General features: G+C 69.4%; 16 protein-coding genes. 6 read left to right on the top strand and 10 right to left on the bottom strand.

Annotation, left to right across the window (positions count from 1 at the left end):
* The first annotated feature begins 49 nt into the window (after window positions 1-49).
* Genes VAPA_RS00620 through VAPA_RS00630 form a run of 3 tightly spaced genes read left to right on the top strand, consistent with a single transcriptional unit; the run spans window position 50 to window position 2959 of the window.
* Window positions 50-1249, top strand: a complete 1200-nt coding sequence (locus VAPA_RS00620; RefSeq protein WP_021004830.1) for an acyl-CoA dehydrogenase — start codon at window positions 50-52, stop codon at window positions 1247-1249.
* An 8-nt stretch (window positions 1250-1257) separates the two neighbouring features.
* Window positions 1258-2496 (top strand): CaiB/BaiF CoA transferase family protein, encoded by a 1239-nt coding sequence (locus VAPA_RS00625; protein ID WP_021004831.1) that lies wholly within the window; start codon window positions 1258-1260, stop codon window positions 2494-2496.
* 25 nt (window positions 2497-2521) lie between these two features.
* Window positions 2522-2959 (top strand): VOC family protein, encoded by a 438-nt coding sequence (locus tag VAPA_RS00630; RefSeq protein ID WP_021004832.1) that lies wholly within the window; start codon window positions 2522-2524, stop codon window positions 2957-2959.
* Here the strand turns inward: VAPA_RS00630 and VAPA_RS00635 are convergent.
* On the bottom strand, window positions 2956-3414 hold the full coding sequence (locus VAPA_RS00635; protein ID WP_021004833.1) for a CopD family protein: 459 nt from the start codon (window positions 3412-3414) through the stop codon (window positions 2956-2958). The two genes, VAPA_RS00630 and VAPA_RS00635, sit on opposite strands and share 4 nt — an antisense overlap.
* A gap of 99 nt (window positions 3415-3513) precedes the next feature.
* On the opposite strand from VAPA_RS00635, the gene VAPA_RS00640 reads away from it, so the two are divergent.
* On the top strand, window positions 3514-4344 hold the full coding sequence (locus VAPA_RS00640) for an isocitrate lyase/PEP mutase family protein (protein ID WP_021004834.1): 831 nt from the start codon (window positions 3514-3516) through the stop codon (window positions 4342-4344).
* Between the two features lie 16 nt (window positions 4345-4360).
* Window positions 4361-4939, top strand: a complete 579-nt coding sequence (locus VAPA_RS00645; protein WP_021004835.1) for a uracil-DNA glycosylase family protein — start codon at window positions 4361-4363, stop codon at window positions 4937-4939.
* A gap of 171 nt (window positions 4940-5110) precedes the next feature.
* Here the strand turns inward: VAPA_RS00645 and VAPA_RS00650 are convergent, their stop codons facing one another.
* The 8 genes from VAPA_RS00650 to VAPA_RS00685 all read right to left on the bottom strand — a co-directional run bounded on the left by VAPA_RS00650 (window position 5111) and on the right by VAPA_RS00685 (window position 13521).
* Window positions 5111-6424, bottom strand: a complete 1314-nt coding sequence (locus VAPA_RS00650) for an IS1380 family transposase (protein WP_021004836.1) — start codon at window positions 6422-6424, stop codon at window positions 5111-5113.
* 100 nt (window positions 6425-6524) lie between these two features.
* Window positions 6525-8198, bottom strand: a complete 1674-nt coding sequence (locus tag VAPA_RS00655; protein ID WP_021004837.1) for an amidohydrolase — start codon at window positions 8196-8198, stop codon at window positions 6525-6527.
* Between the two features lie 2 nt (window positions 8199-8200).
* On the bottom strand, window positions 8201-9196 hold the full coding sequence (locus VAPA_RS00660) for a tripartite tricarboxylate transporter substrate binding protein (protein WP_021004838.1): 996 nt from the start codon (window positions 9194-9196) through the stop codon (window positions 8201-8203).
* A 52-nt stretch (window positions 9197-9248) separates the two neighbouring features.
* Window positions 9249-9611 (bottom strand): cupin domain-containing protein, encoded by a 363-nt coding sequence (locus VAPA_RS00665; protein WP_021004839.1) that lies wholly within the window; start codon window positions 9609-9611, stop codon window positions 9249-9251.
* Between the two features lie 25 nt (window positions 9612-9636).
* Window positions 9637-10635 carry a quinone oxidoreductase family protein gene (locus VAPA_RS00670; protein ID WP_021004840.1) on the bottom strand — a complete coding sequence of 333 codons (999 nt, stop codon included), beginning with the start codon at window positions 10633-10635 and terminating at the stop codon, window positions 9637-9639.
* A 350-nt stretch (window positions 10636-10985) separates the two neighbouring features.
* Window positions 10986-11876 (bottom strand): beta-keto acid cleavage family enzyme, encoded by an 891-nt coding sequence (locus tag VAPA_RS00675; RefSeq protein ID WP_021004841.1) that lies wholly within the window; start codon window positions 11874-11876, stop codon window positions 10986-10988.
* Window positions 11873-12637: an SDR family NAD(P)-dependent oxidoreductase gene (locus VAPA_RS00680; RefSeq protein ID WP_021004842.1), complete on the bottom strand. Its 765-nt coding sequence runs from the start codon at window positions 12635-12637 to the stop codon at window positions 11873-11875. The genes VAPA_RS00675 and VAPA_RS00680 overlap by 4 nt, the downstream gene beginning before the upstream one ends.
* Before the next feature lie 17 nt (window positions 12638-12654).
* On the bottom strand, window positions 12655-13521 hold the full coding sequence (locus tag VAPA_RS00685) for a dioxygenase family protein (RefSeq protein WP_021004843.1): 867 nt from the start codon (window positions 13519-13521) through the stop codon (window positions 12655-12657).
* Between the two features lie 150 nt (window positions 13522-13671).
* Between VAPA_RS00685 and VAPA_RS00690 the strand changes: the two genes are divergently transcribed.
* On the top strand, window positions 13672-14703 hold the full coding sequence (locus tag VAPA_RS00690) for a LacI family DNA-binding transcriptional regulator (RefSeq protein WP_021004844.1): 1032 nt from the start codon (window positions 13672-13674) through the stop codon (window positions 14701-14703).
* Here the strand turns inward: VAPA_RS00690 and VAPA_RS00695 are convergent, their stop codons facing one another.
* Window positions 14704-16383: a hypothetical protein gene (locus VAPA_RS00695; protein ID WP_021004845.1), complete on the bottom strand. Its 1680-nt coding sequence runs from the start codon at window positions 16381-16383 to the stop codon at window positions 14704-14706. It lies immediately after the preceding gene.
* Between the last annotated feature and the right edge of the window lie 19 nt (window positions 16384-16402).

A 16402-nucleotide genomic window follows, 5' to 3' on the forward strand; every position in this document is an offset into this window, starting at 1 on the left:
GCTAGGATCGAGCCATTCCCCCTCTTTTCCCTCTTCCGGAGACAAGCACATGGCCGCCAAAGCGCAATTCCACTGGGACGACCCCCTTCTTCTCGACCAGCAGCTGACCGACGAAGAACGCATGATCCGCGACGCGGCCAATGCCTACTGCCAGGAGCGCCTCGCGCCGCGCGTCATCGAAGGCTTCCGCAGCGGCGAGACCGACCCCGCCATCTTTCGCGAGATGGGCGCGCTCGGCCTGCTGGGGCCCACGATCCCCGAGCAGTACGGCGGCCCCGGCCTCAATTACGTGGCCTATGGCCTGATCGCCCGCGAAGTCGAGCGCGTCGATTCGGGCTACCGCTCGATGGCCAGCGTGCAGAGCTCGCTGGTGATGGTGCCGATCTTCGAATTCGGCACCGAGGCGCAGAAGCAGAAGTACCTGCCCAAGCTCGCCACCGGCGAATGGATCGGCTGCTTCGGCCTGACCGAGCCCGACCACGGCTCCGACCCCGGCAGCATGGTCACGCGCGCCAAGAAGGTGCCGGGCGGCTATTCGCTCAGCGGCGCCAAGATGTGGATCAGCAACTCGCCCATCGCCGACGTGTTCGTGGTCTGGGCCAAGGAAGTCAGCGAAAGCGGCACGGTCGGCCCGATCCGCGGCTTCGTGCTCGAGAAGGGCATGAAGGGCCTCTCGGCTCCCGCGATCCACGGCAAGGTCGGCCTGCGCGCCAGCATCACCGGCGAGATCGTGATGGACGGCGTGTTCTGCCCCGAGGAAAACGCGTTCCCCGAAGTGCAGGGCCTGAAGGGCCCCTTCACCTGCCTCAACAGCGCCCGCTACGGCATCTCGTGGGGCGCACTCGGCGCCGCGGAAGACTGCATGCATCGCGCCCGCCAGTACACGCTGGACCGCAAGCAGTTCGGCCGCCCGCTCGCCGCCAACCAGCTGATCCAGAAGAAGCTGGCCGACATGCAGACCGAGATCGCGCTGGGCCTGCAAGGGAGCCTGCGCCTGGGCCGCATGAAGGACGAAGGCACGGCCTCGGTCGAGATCACCTCGATCATGAAGCGCAACAACTGCGGCAAGGCCCTCGACATCGCCCGCCTGGCGCGCGACATGATGGGCGGCAACGGCATCAGCGACGAGTTCGGCGTGGCGCGCCATCTGGTGAACCTCGAGGTGGTCAACACCTACGAAGGCACGCACGACATCCACGCGCTCATCCTGGGCCGCGCCATCACGGGCATCGCCGCCTTCGCCAACTGAACGAACGCATGACAGCCAAGCCCGCAGCACTCGACGGCATCAAGGTCCTCGATCTGTCCCGCGTGCTCGCGGGCCCGTGGTGCACGCAGATCCTCGCCGACCTGGGCGCCGACGTCGTCAAGATCGAACGCCCCGGCGTCGGCGACGACACGCGCACCTGGGGGCCGCCCTTCATCAGGGACGCGAACGGCAACGACACCGACCAGGCCAGCTACTTCACCGCCTGCAACCGCAACAAGCGCTCGGTCACGGTCGACATGGCCACGCCCGAGGGGCAGGCGCTGCTCAAGCAGATGGCGGCGCAGGCCGACATCGTGGTGGAAAACTTCAAGACCGGCGGCCTGAAGCAGTACGGGCTCGACCACGAGAGCCTGCGCGCGGCCAACCCGCGCCTCGTCTACTGCAGCGTGACCGGCTTCGGCCACGACGGCCCGTACGCCGAGCGCGCGGGCTACGACCTGATGATCCAGGCCATGACCGGCATGATGAGCATCACCGGCCGTCCCGACGGCGAGCCCGGCGGCGGCCCGCTGCGCGTGGGCGTGGCGCTCACCGACCTGTTCACCGGCGTCTATGCGAGCACTGCCATCCTCGCGGCGCTGCAGGTGCGCGACCGCACGGGCGAAGGCCAGCACATCGACATGGCGCTGCTCGACGTGGGCATGGCCATCCTCGCCAACCAGGCCAGCGCCTTCCTCAACACCGGCAAGGCACCGCAGCGCCAGGGCAACACGCACCCGAGCCTGGCGCCGTATCAAGACTTTCCGACACTCGACGGCTCGATGCTGCTGGCCATCGGCAACAACGGCCAGTTCGCGCGCTTCTGCGAAGCGGCCGGCCACGCCGAGTGGGCCGCCGATGCGCGCTTTGCGACCAACACGCTGCGCGTGAAGCACCGCGGCGTGCTCATTCCGATGATGGAAGCGCTCACGCGCACCCGCACCACCACCGACTGGGTCACGCTGCTCGAAGACAAGGCCGTGCCCTGCGGCCCGATCAACGACATCGCCCAGGCCTTCGACGACGCGCAGGTCAAGTCGCGCGGCCTGGCCGTCACGCTGCCGCGCGATGCGGGCGACGGCATCGAAAGCATCACCGGCGTGGCGAGCCCGCTGCGCCTCACGGCCACGCCGCCCGTGCTGCGCCATGCGCCGCCGGCGCTCGGGCAGCACACGCGCGAGGTGCTGGCCGAGTTCGGCATCGATGGCGCGCGCTTCGACGCGCTGCGCGCGGCCGGCGTGGTCTGAACCCCATGTAGAAAGGACGCACGCCATGGCCGATCCGACGCACAGCCTGCCGTTCTCGGTCCTGCGCATCGACCATGTCGTGCTGCGCGTGAAGGACATCGTGCAGTCGATCGCCTTCTACCGCGACGTGCTTGGCTGCCAGGTCGAGAAGCGCCGCGACGACCTGGGGCTGGTGCACTTGCGCGCAGGCTCGAGCCTGATCGACCTTGTCACGCACGACGGCCCGCTCGGCCGGCAGGGCGGCGCGCTCGCCGGCAAGGAAGGCCGCAACGTCGACCACCTTTGCCTGCGCATCGAGCCCTTCGACGAGGCGGCCATCCGTGCGCTGATGGCCCGGCACGGCGTGCCGGTGCATGGCGAGGTGCAGAACAACTTCGGCGCCGAAGGCAACGGACCTTCGATCTACATCGCCGACCCCGACGGCAACGGCGTCGAGCTGAAAGGGCCGGCAGGCAGCAACTAGCCGGCGCGCCCGACGGTCGCCACGGCGAACACCGCCACGCCGAGCGCGAGGTTCACCGTCACCAGCAGGCGCACGGTATTGAGCCGCGCGGCGGCCACCGGCCATGCGCTTTCCTCCACCGCGCGGCGCAGCGCCCTGAACACCGAGGCGCGGATGTACACGTAGATGCCGGCCATCACGATGGCGATGCCCATCATCGCCTCCACGCGCCAGTGCACCGCGCGGAAGCCGCCCGCGAGCAGGATCATCGCCACGCCGGTCACGAACAGCAGCGTGACGGCCGCGTCCACGCCGACGAAGAAGCGCCGCAGCGCCGCTGCCATCGTGCGCAGGCGCAGCGGCGGCTCCAGCGTGGCGACGGCGGCGGGGCGCACCGCGAAGTGCAGGGTGGCCATGCCGCCGACCCAGAAGGCGGCGGCGAGAAGATGGATGAGGAGCAGGATGACGTAGGACATGGGGGTCGATCAGAACACCGAAAGGTGCGCTCGCGCAATGTCCACGCCGTTGCGTTAAAACCCCATCCTTCGCACGCAAGAAAGAAAGATGAGGCTGCCATGACCCGCACCGTCGCCCAGAAACGCGCCGACTTCCGCGCGCTGCACGAACAGGGCTGCTTCGCCATCCCCAACCCCTGGGACACGGGCAGCGCGCGCTACCTGCAGGGCCTGGGCTTCAAGGCGCTGGCCACCACGAGCTCGGGCCATGCATGGTCACAGGGCCTGGCCGACGGGGCGCAATCGCGCGACACCGTGCTGGCCCATCTGCGCGACATCGCCAGCGCCACCGACCTGCCCGTGAATGCGGACTTCGAGAACGGCTTCGCGGCCGATGCCCAAGGCGTGGCGGAAAGCGTGCGGCTCGCGGTCCAGACCGGCGTGGCGGGCCTGTCGATCGAGGACTCGACCGGCGACGCGGCGAACCCGCTGTTCGAGATCGACGTCGCGGTCGAGCGGCTGCGCGCGGCGCGCAGGGCCATCGACGCGGCCGGCGGCGACACGCTGCTGGTGGGCCGCGCCGAGAACTTCTTCGTCGGCCGCCCTGACCTGGACGACGCCATCGCCCGCCTCAAGGCCTACGCCGAGGCCGGCGCCGATTGCCTCTACGCGCCGGGCATCCGCACGCGCGAGCAGATCGCGGCGGTGGTTGCCGCGGTGGCGCCCAAGCCGGTCAACCTGCTGATCGGCTGGCCCAGCGAGCTCAGCATGCAGGACATTGCCGCGCTCGGCGTGCGGCGCGTCAGCGTGGGCGGCGCGCTCGCCCGCGCGGCCTGGGGCGGCTTCGACCGCGCCGCGCGGGCGCTTGCCGAGAAGGGGCGTTTCGACGGCTTCGAAGGCGCGGCCTCGGGGGCCGATCTCAATGGGTTCTTCGGCCCGTTCTCCGAATAGCGCGCCCGCTGCCGCCATGGACGCGCTCCTTGCGGAAATCCGCAGCTGCACCGCCTGCGCCGCGCAGCTGCCGCTGGGCCCGCGGCCGGTGGTGCAGGCCAGCGCCACCGCGCGCCTGCTGATCGTCGGCCAGGCGCCGAGCCTGACGGTGCACGCCACCGGCCTGCCATGGAACGACAAGAGCGGCGAGCAGCTGCGCCGCTGGCTCGGCATCGACCGCGAGGTGTTCTACGACGCCGCGCGCATCGCGATCATGCCGATGGGTTACTGCTACCCCGGCCGCGGCAGCAGCGGCGACCTGCCACCGCGCCGCGAATGCGCCGAGCTCTGGCATGCGCGCCTGCTCGCGCAGATGAGCCGGGTCGAGCTCACGCTGCTGATCGGCCAGTACGCGCAGCGCCACTTCCTGGGCGCGGCGCGCAAGGCCGGCGTCACCGAAACCGTCGCGGCCTTTGCGGAATTTGCACCGCGCTTCATTCCGCTGCCGCATCCGTCGCCGCGGAACACCGGCTGGTTCAAGCACCACCCGTGGTTCGAGAGCGAGGTGCTGCCGGTGCTGCGCGAACGCGTGCGGCGGGCGCTCGCGCAGCCCTAGCCTGGATATTTCGCGAGTGACGTGTCGCGATGGCAGTTGATCAATGTAGGGCGCGAAGCGCGCGATACAACCGCGATGAGTGAGATTTCAGCCGCATTGCTGGGGCTGAAGACGCAGTGCCCCCTTACCCCCGTTGTTTGTCGACGTGCCGGGGACAGCACTCGACGCGATCTATGGAGCCAGTGCGCGAGCGGCCGTGAGGAAGACGTGCTTGAGCGGGTGGTGCGAGGCCAGCAGCAGGCGGATGCGACGGGTATTGCGCAGCACGGCGGCGCCGATCTTGAGCAGCTTGACGCGGATGGTGGCGGTGCACGCGCGTTCCAACTGCGTGCCTTGAAGGGCCAGCCGGCGCAGGTTGATCATCAAGGTGTAGGCCAGCGCAGCCAACAGCAGGCGCAACTGGTTGGACGCGAAGCGGCGACAACTGCCGCGGCGACCGAACAGGTCGATCTGCGCTTCCTTGATGCGGTTCTCGGCCTCACCGCGGGCGCAGTACAAGTCCTCGTACAGCGACTTGGCGTCTCCCGCTTCCAGGCTCGTGACCACGAAGCGTGGATTGCGCCCTTGCGCGCCGTGCTCCAGCCGCGCGATGACGCGCCGCTCACGCTCCCAGCTGCGCGTTGCATATCGGAACTCGCCGATCAGGCGCTGCTTCGTGCCGACGGCTTCGTACTGTTCGGCCAGCGCGTGTTCAGCGATGGCCACGCGTTCAAGCAAGGCGGAGTTCTTCTGCAGGCCCACGATGTAGTCAATGCCCCAGGCGTCGAAGCGGCGCAGCGCCTTCGGGCGACAGAAGCCGGAGTCGCCGCGCACCACGAGCCGCACGCCGGGCCACGCCTGGCGCAGCCGTCGCGCGATCAGCTTGATCAACGCGCTGAGCACGCTGGCCGGATCGCGCCAGCTCGGGCGCAGCACGCACGCAAGCATGTCTTGCCCACAGAAGATGTACAGCGGCAAGTAGCAGTAGTTGTCGTAGTGGGCGTGGAAGTGCGCGCCTTCCTGGTCACCGTACAGCGGGATGTGCGTGGCATCGATGTCGAGCACGAGTTCGTCGGGGATCGTCATGCGGCTAGCGATGAATTGATCCAACAAAACAGCGTGCAACGCCGCGGCATGCTCGCTCGTGGCCGAAGTCTCCAACCGGCTCAACGTCGGCGCCGAGGCCAGCTCAACGACACGACCTACCGCCGTTTGGTGCGCCAGGTCATGGCGCAGCGTGTTGTGCTGCGAAACACTTTCCCAGCCACAACACAAGCCGTACACGCGCTGCGCGAGCAGACTGCGAATGTCGTGACGCACGCTGGCCTTGCGCCGTGCGTCAGCGAACACGCGCGCCGCCGCGCGCGTCAAGCCGATGCGCTCATCGACTTGCTTGAGCAGTACCGCACCACCGTCGCTGACGATATCTCCGCCGTCAAACGCCGCCTCCACGACGCGACGCCCAACCTTGCAAAATCTCACTGGCACATCGGTACACTTTGGCACTGGCAGTCCTGTTCTCGAGTTGCATGTTCTTGGCATCAGATACCAATAACAACGCATCCCGGCTCAGGGCTGCCGACCTTCTACTCGCGAAATATCCAGGCTAGGGTGCCGCAGCCACCGAGGTGCCCGCCCCATCGAAGGGCCGCGCGGCATAGACCACGCGCCCGCCCACCACCGTCATCAGCGACACCGTCTTGCCGATGCGTTCCAGCGGCACCGAGAAGAAGTCCTGGTCGAGGATCGCGAAGTCCGCGAGCTTGCCGGCTTCGAGCGTGCCGCGCTTGCCCTCGTCGAAGCTGAACCACGCGCTGCCCGCCGTGTAGAGCCGCAGCGCCTGTTCGCGCGTGGGCGTCTCGTCGGTGCCGCGCATGGCCTTGCCGCTCACCGTCCTGCCGTCGAGCATCCATTGCAGCGCGACGAAGGGGTTGTACGAAGCCACGCGGTGCGCGTCGGTGCCGGCGCCCACGTTCACGCCGGTGCGCAGCGCGCTGCCGATGGGCGGCATGCGGCGCGCCGCGTCGCCGCGCGCTGCAAGCGCGCGGTCGCCCTGGAAGTACATCGCGTCCTGCAGGGTCCAGCCGATGCCCAGCGCCTTCATGCGGGCGAGCGTTTCGGGCGAGGCATCGTCCAGGTGCGCGATCGACCAGCGCAGCTCCTTGATCGGCACTTCGGCATTGAGCTTCTCGTACAGCCCGAGCAGGTGCTCGACCGAGCCGTTCTCCTGCCAGTGGATGGTGACGGCGAGCTTGCGCATCGCCGCCCACTTGATGAGCTCGTAGAACTTCTCCTTCGCGGCCGCGTCGGGAAAATTGTTGTTGTACATCGCGAGCGTCACGCGTTCGCCGAGGCCGTTGAACTTGAGCATGTCGTCGCCGAAGCCCATCGGCAGCATCTGCGTGAGCTCGCGAAACTCCTGCAGCTCGGCGCCGGGCTTCTGCGCGAACACGCTGTAGGCCACGCGCAGCGTCAGCGCCTTCTCGCGCCACAGCTCGAACAGCGCCGCGTACTGCGACGGCGCGATGCTGAAGCCGCCCGGGTCCACGAGGCCGGTGATGCCCAGGCGGTTCAGCTCGCGGAAGAAGGCGCGCGTGCCGGCCAGGTTGTCGTCGTAGGTCGGCTTGGGCAGGTTGTCGAACAGGGCCGAGATGCCGACGATGTCGCCGGTCATCCAGCCCGGCGCGCCGTCCGCCGCGGGCTTCATGCCGGCCGGCAGCGTGCCCGCGGGAACGCCGAGCGCTTCGAGCGCCTTGGGCGTCATCACCACGGCTTCGTAGAACAGCTGCACGTACACCGGATGGTTAGGGGCGGCCTCCTGCAACTCGGCCGCGGTGGGGCGGCGGCGCTCGGCGAACTGCTGCTCGGTCCAGCCGCCGGCCACGATCAGCCAGCCGCCGGGCCGCGCACGCGCGGCCGCGGCACGGATGCGGTCCATGGCTTCGCCGATGCTGCCGGCGCCGATCCAGTTGACCTCGGTCGAATAGCTCAGCGCCGCGCGCACCGCATGCATGTGCGAGTCGATGAGGCCCGGGATCACGGTGCGCCCTCCGGCATCCACCGTGCGCGTGAGCGGGCCCGAGAGCGCGCGCATCTGCCCGGCATTGCCGACCGCCACGATGCGGCCGTCGCGCACGGCCAGCGCCTGCGCGGTGGTGGCGGCGGCGTCGAGCGTGGCGATCTTCGCGTTGGTGACGATCAGGTCGGCCGGCTGGGCCTGCGTTGCGGGCGGCAGCAGCAGTGCGGCCGCCGTGGCCGCCATGAGCAGAGTGCGCAGCATGCTCAATCCACCTTGATGCTGGCTGCCTTGACCACCTGCTGCGCCTTGGCCGTCTCATCCGCAATGAACTTGTTGAACTGCACCGACGGCATCGTGAAGGGCTCGGCGCCGAGCTTGTCGAGGCGCTCCTTGAGTTCGGGCGAGGCCATGATCTTCGCGACCTCGGCCTGCAGGCGGTCCACCACCGGCTGCGGCGTCTTCGCGGGTGCGAAGAGCCCGACCCAGAACAGGTACTCGGAACCCGGCACGCCGGCTTCCACCGTGGTGGGCGCCTCGGGCAGCGCCGGCGAGCGCTTGGCCGTGCCCACGGCCAGCGCCTGCAGCTTGCCGCTCTTGATGAGCGGCAGGGCAGACACCATCGGCGCGAAGAACCAGTCCACGCGCCCGGCCATCACCTCGGTCATGGCCTCGGGCGTGCCGCGGAAGGGCACGTGCTGCGCATCGAGCCCGGCCGCGAGGCGGAACACCTCGGCATTCATGTGCGTGGCCGATCCGTTGCCCGCGGAGCCGTAGTTGAAGCTGCCCGGCCTGGCCTTGACCTTCGCGACCAGGTCCGGCACGTTCGCGAAGTGCGAAGGCGCGGTGACCAGCACGTTGGGCAGGCTTGCCATCGGCGTGATGCCGGTGAAGTCCTTGATCGTGTCGTACGACAGGCCCTTGTAGATCCACGGATTCACGAGATGCCCGGCCGAATGCACCAGCAGCGTGTAGCCGTCGGCCGGCGCCTTGGCCGTGATGGCCGCACCCAGCGTGCCGCCCGCGCCGGGCTTGTTGTCCACCACCACGCTGGTGCCCAGCGCGGGTCCGAGCTTCTCGGCCACGAGCCGCGCGACGATGTCCGTGCCGCTGCCCGCCGTGAAGGGCACCACGAGCTTGATCGGCTGCGTGCCTGGCCAGGCGTTCTGCGCGTGTGCGACGCCGAGCGTGCTGATGGCCGCGAGCGCCGCGGCCAGCGTGAGCGCCTGCCGGCGGCTGCAGGTGTTGAGTGTCTTCTTCATGCGTCTTGTCTCCGTTGATTTGTTTGGTGAGCGATGAATGACTGAAGAGGGCCTATGCGGGCGGCGGCGCGCTGTTCGGCATCACCAGCGCCACCAGCACCGGCCGGTTGCTGCGGTTCTCCAGCTGGCGCTTTTCGCCGGGTGCGAAGCGGCAGCTGTCGTAGGGGCCGAGCACTTCTTCCTGGTGCGCGCCGTCGAGCTCGCCGACCACATGGAGCTGGCCTTCGAGCACGAGGTAGAGCTTTTCCATCGGCGAGCCGTCGAGCCCGGTATGGCCGCCGGGCAGGATCTGGCTCATGCCCATCCACATCTGCGTCGAAGGCCCGGCCTCCTTGCCCTGCAGGCGCAGGCAGCGCATGTCGAAATGATTGGGCGCCTCGTAGTGCGGCGCTTCGCTGAAACGGGTCACGTGCATGGCGGTGTTCCTCGGTTGCTGTTCATCAGGGGCGCAGCACGACGCGGTCGGTGCTGCCCGAGAGCACGAGCCGGTAGGCATCCATCGCTTCGTCGAGCGTGAAGTGCCGCGCCACGGGAAAGGGCTTGAGCGTGCCGCGCTCGAAGCCTTCGCGCATCGCGTCGAGTTGCGCGGTGGAGGCCACGCAGTCCATCGCGAGCGAGTCGATGCCCACGAAGGTGTGCATGCCGCGGTAGAACGCGAAGATGTCGAAGGGCACGGCGCGTTCGTGGGTGGCGATGAAGATCTGCGTCGCGCCCTTGGCCATGGCCTTGTTGGCGGCCTCGAAGTAGGCGCTGCCCACGGTGTTGTAGACGATGTTCGCGCCGCGCCCGCCGGTGAGCTCGCGCACCTGGGCACCCACGTCGGCATGGTGGCGCGCATCGATCACGTCGACCGGCCCGCACGCGAATCCTTCGAACGGACCGGCGCGCCGCTGCACAGCGATCACACGCGCACCGGCCTGCGAGGCCAGCTGCACCGCCGCCTGGCCGACCTTGCCGTTGGCGCCGAGCACCAGCACGGTCTGCCCGGCCTGCGGCATGCCGCTGCGCCTGAAGCCTTCGTAGGCGGTGACGAAGGGCACGCCCACGGCACCGGCCTCGTCCATCGAGATGCCCTGGGGCTTGGCGCGCAGCGCGGTTTCGGGCAGCACGAGATAGCGTGCGTGCGAGCCGTCGCGCGTGATGCCGATGTCGCCGCCCGAGCCATAGACTTCGCGGCCGATCCATTCGCCGGGACCGCTCACCACGGTGCCCGCGAAGTCGCGGCCCGGCGTGCGCGGCCACACGGCTTGCGGCATGAGGCCCAGCGTGGCCTTGACGTCGCTCGGGTTGACCGCGGCGGCGGCGACTTGCACCACGGCGTGTCCGGGGGGCGCGATGGGTTCGGGCTGCGGTGCGGCTTCGAGTTGAAGTGCGTCGAGGTTGGCGGCCTTTTCGTTCACGCGCAGTGTGCGGGAGGTGGGGGGCGTGTCGGTGCTCATGTTGCGGAGTGCTTGTGTTGTTTGGACGTTCTTTTGTTCGGCGCGCTGTTGTTCAGGGCGCGTGCGCGGGCCACCGGGTACTCCCCTTCGCGAATGTCCCCCGGCCTTCGGCCTCCTCCTTGATTTCGCTGCGGGGAGCACCCGATGCCCTGTGCACGCTGGGCGCGGCTGTGGTGCTGGCCGATCAACGACCGCTGTGCATAACGCTCCCGTCGACGGGGTGCCTTGCGCAGCGAAATCAAGGGGGAGGCCGCAGGCCGGAGGACATTCGCGGAGCAAGGTACCCCGTCGGCGGGAGCGCGCCCCGAACAAGGCACCTCGAACACGGCAGAGAAGCAAGTTCCCATCTCCTAGCTCCCCGCACCAGGCAAGCCCAGCATCGCGCGCGCCTCGCGTGGATTGGCCACCTCACCACCCAGGCTCAGCAAGATGTCGCGCGCCTTCGCCACCAGCTGCGCATTGCTCTCCGCCAGCACGCCCTTCTCGAGGTAGATGTTGTCTTCCATGCCCACGCGCACATGGCCGCCCAGCAGCCACGCCTGCGCGACGATCGGGAACTCCATGCGCCCGATGCCGAAGGCGCTCCAGAAGGCGCCGCGCGGCAGCATGTTGCGTGCGTAGAGCAGCGTCTCGGGCGTGGGCGCGAAGCCGTACTTCACACCAAGAACGAAGGTCCACATCGCGGGGCCGTCGAGCGTGCCGTCGGCAATCAGGTCGAGCGCGAGGTTGACGTCACCCGAATCGAATATTTCCAGCTCGGGCTTCACGCCCGCCTCGCGCATCACCTTGGCCATGCGGCGCACGTTCCTCGGCGTGTTCATCACCACGTCGGGGCCCGAGTTCATGGTGTTGAGATCGAGCGAGCACACGTCGGGCCTGATCAGCGCGATGTGTTCCACGCGCTTCTCGGGTGGCAGCAGCGTGGTGCCGGGCGCGGCGATCTTCGGGTCGTCCTCGCTCGGAATGAAGCGCCCGCCGGGGCCGGTCGTGAGGTTGATGACCAGCTCGCGATTGCTGCGCCGAATGCGGTCGACCACCTCGCGGTACAGCTCGACCTCCATCGACGGCTTGCCGGTCTCGGGATGGCGCACGTGGATGTGCACCTGCGCCGCGCCGGCCTCCGCCGCGGCCAGGCATTCGTCGGCGATCTGCACCGGCGTGATCGGCAGGTGCGGCGTCTGCTCGGGCTTCACGAGGTTGCCCGTGACGGCGCAGGTGATGAGGGTCTTGGCGGTGCTCACAGGTGGCGCCCTCCATCGACCACGATGCGCGTGCCGGTGACGAAGCGCATCGTCGTCGCGAGCGCCTCGACCGTCGCGGCCACGTCGTCGGGCTTGCCGATGCGCCCGAGCGGCGTGGTGCTCGCCATCTTGCTGGCGAACTCCGCGCCGCGGCCCGGCACGAAGCCCGATTCGACCGCGCCCGGCGAGACCGACACCACGCGCACCGCCGGCGCCAGCGCCTTGGCCAGCGCATCGCCCACCACGTCGAGCCCGGCCTTGGCCGCGACGTACGCGAGGTTGCTGCCCACGCCGGTGAAGCCCGCGATCGACGAGATGTTGGCGACGAGCCCGTCGCCGCTGTCCTTCAGCATCGGCGCGAAGGCGCGGATGGTCGCGAACACGCCGCGGAAGTTGGCGCGCAGCAGCTCGTCGATGAGTTCGTCGGTCAGCGCATCGAGGTCGCCCGCGGGAACAGGCTGCGTGTGCCCGGCGCTGTTGACCAGGATGTCGCAGCGCCCGTGCGTGGCCTTCACCTCGGCGGCCGCGGCCTGCAGGCTCGGCGTGTCGACGATGTCGGCGCGGATCGCCGTGTGGCGTTGTCCGCTGGCGGAGGGCAGGGCGGCAGCGCGGGCAGCCGCATCGTCGCCCTTGCGGTGCAGGAGCACGCAGGTGGCGCCGAGTGCGGCGAGGCGCGTGGCCGTCGCATAGCCGATGGCGCCAAGGCCGCCGGTGATGACGGCGACCTTGCCGTCGAGTCGGGAAACAGGATCGAAGCTCATGGAATGGAAGGGTGGGTTCAGGGGATGGGAGGACGCGGGAACTTCATCTCGCCGGGCTCGAGCTGGAAGTCGTACTGCAGCGTGGCGCTCTTGCCATCGGGCGCCAGCGCGAAGCACCCGATCAGCCGCCGCGTCACCCCGAAGGTCGGGTCGCTCTCCAGGTTCTGGTCGTCATCGGCGAACACCTGCGTGATCAGCACCTTGTGCCCCGGCTTGCTCACCATGAAGTGCAGGTGCGCGGGCCGGTTGGGGTGGCGCTGCTGCGCGCGCAGCAGCACGCCGCAAGGTCCGTCGGTCGGCACCGGATAGCCGGCCGGCCGCACGCTGTGGAAGTGGAAGCGGCCCTCGGCGTCGGTCGTGAAGCGGCCGCGCAGGTTCATGTCTTCCTGCGCCGGGTCCTGGTTCTCGTACAGGCCGATGGGCGAGGCCTGCCACACGTCGACCGTGGCGCCGGCCACCGGCTGCCCCGTCGCGTCTCGCACCGTGCCCGCCACCGCGAGCGGAAGGCCCGGCGTGCCCGAGCGCGCGATGCTGTCGCCCAACGCGCAGGCCGGCGAGTTCGCGCGCCAGAACGGGCCGAGCAGCGCGGCCGGCGATTCGCCGTGCGGGTCCTGGTTGTTCTGCAGCGCCACCACGGTGGAGATACCGAGGATGTCGGCCGCCAGCACCACCTCGTTCTTTTTCTCGCCCGTGGCCTGGCCGATGGCGACGATGAATTCGAGCGCCTGCTCGAACTCCCCCTCGGTCAGCTTCACCTCCTGGACGAAGGCATGGAGGTGGCGCGTGAGTGCGTTCATCACGGTGCGCAGCCGCGGGTCGGGTGTGCGCTCCATGGCTTCGAGTGCGAAGCCCAGCACCGAGTCGGGGGAGGTGGCGATGTTCATGGGATGTTTCGTCGGGATGTTTGTGCAATCGTTTGCACGATCTTAGTCCAAATCAGCTGAAAGTAAAATGACCCTGTTCGGCGAGTCGATAACGGGGGAAGCCGCTCCCAGCGCCCAGGCCGTACGACAATCGTTTGCACCAATCAGTCCATGAGCACCAGCCCGCCTTCCTCTCCCGTGACCATTCGCGACGTCGCCCGCGCCGCCGGTGTGCATGTGTCGACGGTGTCGCGCGCGCTCAGCCCCGAGAAGCGCTCGCTGATCAGCGACGAGGTGCTGCGCGTGGTGGAAGAGGCCGCGCAGCGCCTGGGCTACCGGCCCAACCGCGCGGCCTCGGCCCTGCGCACGGGCCGCACCCACACCATCGGCGTGCTGGTGCCCGACATCACGAACGCGGTGTTCCCGCCCATCCTGCAGGGCATCGAGGCCAGCGCGGCGGCGCGCGGTTACTTCGTGTTCGTCACCAACGTGGTCGACCCTGCGCTCGCGCGGCCGGTGCTCGAACGCATGCTGGCGCAGCGCGTCGACGGCGTGATCCTGGCCACTGCCACGCGCGACGATCCGCTGGTCGATTTCGTCGCCAGGGCCGGCATGACCGCGGTGCTGGTCAACCGCGCCGACGAAACCGGCCGCCTGCCGGCCGTGGTGAGCGACGACCGGCTTGCGATGAAGCTCGCAGTCGACCACCTCGTGGGCCTGGGCCACAAGCGCATCGCGCACCTTGCAGGGCCGCAGAACATTCCCACCGGCGTGGGTCGCCGCCTGGGCGTGGAGCAGGCGCTGCGCGACCACCGCATGAAGCCGTTCCGCGTGGTCGAGTGCGCGAGCTACAGCCGCGAGGCCGGCGCGGTGGCCATGCAGCAGATGCTCGAAGCCGGTCCTCCCCCGCAGGCCGTGGTGTGCTGCAACGATCTCGTGGCGCTGGGCGCCTACGATGCGCTGCGCCGGGCCGGCCTGCGCGTGCCGAAGGACATCTCGGTCACCGGCCACAACGACATGCCGCTGGTCGACATGGTCGACCCGCCGCTCACCACCATCCGCCTGCCGCACCGCGAACTCGGCTGGCGTGCGGCCGAGATGCTGTTCGAGGAGATCGACGGCCGCGCGATGTCGGCATCGACCGTGGTGCTGCGGCCCGAACTCGTGGTGCGCAAGTCGACCGGTGCGCCGGCCGCGCGCTGACTAGCCGGACCGGCGCACGGTTTTCTTGCGCGCCGCCGGCCGCCGCGGCGGCTTCGCTTCGAGCACCAGCTCGGCCGGCAGCGTGTCGTTCCACGATTCGGTGAAGTACGCACGGTCGCTCGGCACCAGCTGCGGCAATGCTTCTCGCAGCAAAGCCAGCGACTGCTCGGCCGCCTTCAGGTCGCCCACGTGCGCCGCGTACCAGGCGTGCTCGAACAGCAGGCTGCAATGCTGCAGGCCGGGGTAGCGCCGCCGGCCCGCCTGGTGGTCGGCCAGCCGTGCCTGCGCCACCTCGACCCAGCGCGCGGGCCAGTGCGCGGCATCGAAGGCGTCCGCGAGCGGCCCGGCGAGCTGCGAGATCGCGGCCGGGTCCAGCGGCTTCTGCGCGCGGAACTGCGCGAGCGCGGGCTGCGGTTCGGGCCGGCAGTGGCCGCGCGCGATGCGCATCAGGTAGATCGCGTTCCAGGCCGAGCGGCCCTGGCCGTCGGTGTGGCCGCAGAGCCATTCGCTGAAGGCGATCCACTGCACCGCGCGGCGCGTGGTGTCGGCATGCCCGTCGTGCGCGAGCGCCGGCAGGTCGGACAGGCCCACGCGGTCGAACAGCCATGCGGCCATGCCCATGTTGGCGGCCACGTGCTGCGCCGCGTCGAGGGAGTGCGATTCGAAGGCGGCGGCCAGGGCTTCGCCGAAGCGCTGCAACGACTCTTCGGCGAGCGCTGCGGCCGTTGGCTTGTCGTCGGCGGAGAGCCCCAGCGCGCGCGAGCGGCACACCAGCGCCCAGAGGTTGCACCATTCGAAGCGCACGTCGGGGTGGTGCCGCAGCACCAGGCCGCGCGCCGCATCGTTCGCCATGCCGCCCAGCAGCGACTGCGCGAGCGGCAGGTCGCGTGCGGTATAGGCGCACCAGGCCGAGACGATGCACTCCATCGCGCCCAGGTAGTCGTTGCCCGCCACATGGTGGGCGAGCCGCTGCTTCTTGAGCGCCTGCAGGCGGCGGCGCGCCTGCTCGTTGTCGCCGAGGCGGCGCCACAGCATCGCCTCGTTGAGCGTGACCAGCGCGCGCTGGAAATCGGTGGCGGCGAGTGTGCCGGCGAGGCGGATCGACTCCAGCGCACTGGCCGGCGATCCGGCCGTGCTGCCACCCGCCACCGGCGCCATGAGCCGGCCTTGCCTTGCCGCCTGCTGGGAGGCCACCAGCTGCTTCCAGAACGCGGCGTCCTGCAGGTGCACGGCATCGGGCGGCGGCGAGCCGGGCTCGGCCGTGCGGGCCTTGCGTGAGCGCAGCCCCAGGAAAGAAGCCACCTCGGCGGCCGTCGCCGCGCGTCCGCTCACCAGCATGCGCACGCGGCGGGCTTCGGCGGGCGGCAGCCAGAAGGGCCCCTGGCTGCGTCGCTCGGCGTTCAGGAAGCGCGGCTCGCGCTGCGTGTCCTCGCCCCAGCCGACCTCGATGTTCCAGGCCTTGAAGTCGCGGAACGCGCGGCTCACGACCATGCGCAGCGTGCTCGCGTCGGAGACTTCGCCGCGCAGGTCGGCCAGCCGCACGAGGCCGCCTTCGGCATCGTGCGCGTGCTTCATGCGTGCGAGCAGCCAGAGCGACTGGAACGCCGCGCGCTGGCCGTTGGCCGATTGCGGCGAGGTGAGTTCGATGGACAGCGGGGTGAGGGTGGCGATTTGGGGCACGCCCCGGATTGAACCTCAA

It is taken from the genome of Variovorax paradoxus B4 (assembly GCF_000463015.1).
Taxonomy (GTDB): domain Bacteria; phylum Pseudomonadota; class Gammaproteobacteria; order Burkholderiales; family Burkholderiaceae_C; genus Variovorax; species Variovorax paradoxus_E.

Excerpts from the sequence above, each read along its gene's own strand:
- VAPA_RS00620 (WP_021004830.1), top strand. The coding sequence starts at position 50 with ATGGCCGCCAAAGCGCAATTCCACTGGGACGACCCCCTTCTTCTCGAC.
- VAPA_RS00625 (WP_021004831.1), top strand. The coding sequence starts at position 1,258 with ATGACAGCCAAGCCCGCAGCACTCGACGGCATCAAGGTCCTCGATCTG.
- VAPA_RS00630 (WP_021004832.1), top strand. The coding sequence starts at position 2,522 with ATGGCCGATCCGACGCACAGCCTGCCGTTCTCGGTCCTGCGCATCGAC.
- VAPA_RS00635 (WP_021004833.1), bottom strand. The coding sequence starts at position 3,414 with ATGTCCTACGTCATCCTGCTCCTCATCCATCTTCTCGCCGCCGCCTTC.
- VAPA_RS00640 (WP_021004834.1), top strand. The coding sequence starts at position 3,514 with ATGACCCGCACCGTCGCCCAGAAACGCGCCGACTTCCGCGCGCTGCAC.
- VAPA_RS00645 (WP_021004835.1), top strand. The coding sequence starts at position 4,361 with ATGGACGCGCTCCTTGCGGAAATCCGCAGCTGCACCGCCTGCGCCGCG.
- VAPA_RS00655 (WP_021004837.1), bottom strand. The coding sequence starts at position 8,198 with ATGCTGCGCACTCTGCTCATGGCGGCCACGGCGGCCGCACTGCTGCTG.
- VAPA_RS00660 (WP_021004838.1), bottom strand. The coding sequence starts at position 9,196 with ATGAAGAAGACACTCAACACCTGCAGCCGCCGGCAGGCGCTCACGCTG.
- VAPA_RS00665 (WP_021004839.1), bottom strand. The coding sequence starts at position 9,611 with ATGCACGTGACCCGTTTCAGCGAAGCGCCGCACTACGAGGCGCCCAAT.
- VAPA_RS00670 (WP_021004840.1), bottom strand. The coding sequence starts at position 10,635 with ATGAGCACCGACACGCCCCCCACCTCCCGCACACTGCGCGTGAACGAA.
- VAPA_RS00680 (WP_021004842.1), bottom strand. The coding sequence starts at position 12,637 with ATGAGCTTCGATCCTGTTTCCCGACTCGACGGCAAGGTCGCCGTCATC.
- VAPA_RS00685 (WP_021004843.1), bottom strand. The coding sequence starts at position 13,521 with ATGAACATCGCCACCTCCCCCGACTCGGTGCTGGGCTTCGCACTCGAA.
- VAPA_RS00690 (WP_021004844.1), top strand. The coding sequence starts at position 13,672 with ATGAGCACCAGCCCGCCTTCCTCTCCCGTGACCATTCGCGACGTCGCC.